This is a genomic window from Xenorhabdus yunnanensis (assembly GCF_028598805.1).
Taxonomy (GTDB): Bacteria; Pseudomonadota; Gammaproteobacteria; order Enterobacterales; family Enterobacteriaceae; genus Xenorhabdus; species Xenorhabdus yunnanensis.
Window position 1 is genome coordinate 1 of sequence record NZ_JAQRFI010000134.1, and the last position, 2,198, is coordinate 2,198.

At 37.9% G+C, this 2,198-nt stretch carries 3 protein-coding genes and 1 pseudogene; 2 read left to right on the top strand and 2 right to left on the bottom strand.

Annotated features, from left to right (window positions below):
* The coding region (locus tag PSI23_RS21075; protein WP_273556909.1) for an antiterminator Q family protein at positions 1-334 on the top strand (334 nt) is incomplete at its 5' end.
* A gap of 179 nt (positions 335-513) precedes the next feature.
* Here the strand turns inward: PSI23_RS21075 and PSI23_RS21080 are convergent.
* Together PSI23_RS21080 and PSI23_RS21085 are read right to left on the bottom strand one after the other, a co-directional pair.
* Positions 514-879, bottom strand: coding sequence for a DUF3969 family protein (locus tag PSI23_RS21080; protein WP_273556910.1), 366 nt, complete (start codon positions 877-879; stop codon positions 514-516).
* 69 nt (positions 880-948) lie between these two features.
* On the bottom strand, positions 949-1,446 hold the full coding sequence (locus PSI23_RS21085) for a hypothetical protein (RefSeq protein ID WP_273556911.1): 498 nt from the start codon (positions 1,444-1,446) through the stop codon (positions 949-951).
* A gap of 392 nt (positions 1,447-1,838) precedes the next feature.
* Here PSI23_RS21085 and PSI23_RS21090 point away from each other — a divergent pair.
* A pseudogene (locus PSI23_RS21090) lies at positions 1,839-2,198 on the top strand (site-specific DNA-methyltransferase); the annotation flags it as partial.

Genomic DNA, 2,198 nt, shown 5'->3' on the forward strand with positions numbered 1-2,198 from the left:
AGGGTTCAAGGGGTTGATACCTAACAGAATTAAATCCCGCCCGCAGTGTTGTGATGACGACGCCATCATCATTTCCAACTGCATGGCAAAGCTGAACCAGAAAAATAGCGATGCGCATGATTTACTGTTCGACTATTACGTATTTGGTAAAACCTTCATGCAGTTAGCACGCGATCATCATTGTTCTGATGGACACATCGGAAAGAGACTACAAAAAGCAGAAGGGGTAATTGAAGGCATGCTGATGATGTTAGATATCCCATTAGAAATGGATAAATGTGTCCAAAAAGAGCCAATGAATATTAGCGCACACCAATTATGCAGTAATTTCTGAAAATAACTTTACGTACGTAAAAATGCTGCTATTGTGATAAGAGTGATAGCAATGTCACACAGCTTATTAATTTCAGACCCCGCCTCGGCGGGGTTTTTTATGCCTAAGACTCAGATTTAAAAAGATGACAGTCACCCGCTTTGAAATTGATAAATAAAACGGGTAATTGTCAGATTGTATTACTCCCTGTCTATTACTTTAACTTCTTTATGCACTCCTCTTCCTATCTTTTTGCTATTTTTGATGACCAATAACGTTTCTTCAATCAACTCATTAATAGAGTCTGACAGTGTATCAGGTATTATACGTTCTACATTTTCAAGTTCACAGGCTGCATCAATAATCTCAGCTATTGTATCAACATCACTTAAGGCGTCAGATACTTTTACTTTTTTCAATACCTTGGAGACATAAGGCATGAATATAAATCCTTCTGCCTCTTTAATAGAGATTAATTTTTTATCAAGAGAATGCAGCACCCCCAAAATTAAAAAGCTAATAAATTTACCTGCATGTTTGCCTTCAATGCGATAATTAAGTTCCATATTTTTTACTCCGAATCATCAATAAATATTAGTTTTTTATCATAAGAATACAGCATTCCCAAGATATAATTAAAGCCACGAGGTCTTATTACTCCAGTAATGCTCAACGCCCAGATCAAATATCGGAGTGCCACTTACATGTGCAAAATAATGAAGAGACACTTTTCGACCGTTAACCGTACCATCCCGATAGATTTTACTCCATTTTCCTAGTTTTTCTTTTCTTAGTTTTCCCAATAATAATTTGTTTTTTATAACATTTTTAGTAACTCCATCTTTGGCGTTCTTAAACCCCTTCGGATAGTTTGGGGCATCCTTGATTGAGGGGTAAAAGTGCTTAAGATCACTTGAGTGTCCGTGTTCATACCCATGACTATACCCGCGTTCATACCCATGACTATACCCGCGTTCATATCCGTGTTCATATTCGTGTTTATGTTGCGTGTGCTTCTTAGTAATTAAAGTTTGATATGGGTTTATCGCTTCATCTGACGCTTGAAAGCTGTGTCCCGAAAAAGAGAGCGATACCAATAGAACGCTAAATAAAACTTTTGTAAATCGATTCATAAGAATGTCCTCAATATAAATAAGCTTTAAAGTATTCTCACAACAGAATTAAAATAACTCTGGCGTAATATGAGGCATTATATAGATACCCAGCTAAACGGAATTAAAACCAGAACCGATTTACTTCGGATACAATATTAATGAAAGATAAATGAAGTTGATTATTAAAAATTATAGGGTGAGTGAACTCTTAGAGTTTACAACTCAATTCGATCGGGGTCGGTCAACACCCTACATCGCTGTTAAATCAATATGTTAGATTGATTTTTGGGTGATGCGGGCAGCACTTCGATCACCATAGATAACCCAACCTGTTGGCCAGACCAACTAGTTCAAATTCAAGGCTGCGCATAGCGTGGCTTTTTTTATTACAGGCTATTCCTCTGATGACAATTGAAAAAATCACTCTGGATTACCCTGAGTCCAAAAGTGCGGATATCACTCAAAAAAATGTCGATCAACTTAAACAGCTTTTCCCAGAGGTATTTTCGGAAGGAAAGATTGACTTCAACGCCTTAAAAGCGGTGCTGGGTGAAACCGTTAATGATTCAGACGAGCGCTATAGCTTCACTTGGCAGGGCAAGGCGCTCGCACGTCAAATTGCTCAGATGCCATCAACAGGCACCTTGCGCCCATGCAAGGAAGAGAGTGTTAACTGGGATACTACCGAAAACCTGTTTATTGAAGGCGACAACCTTGAAGTGCTTAAGTTGCTGCAAAAGTCTTATCACAAAAAGATAAAGATGATTTAT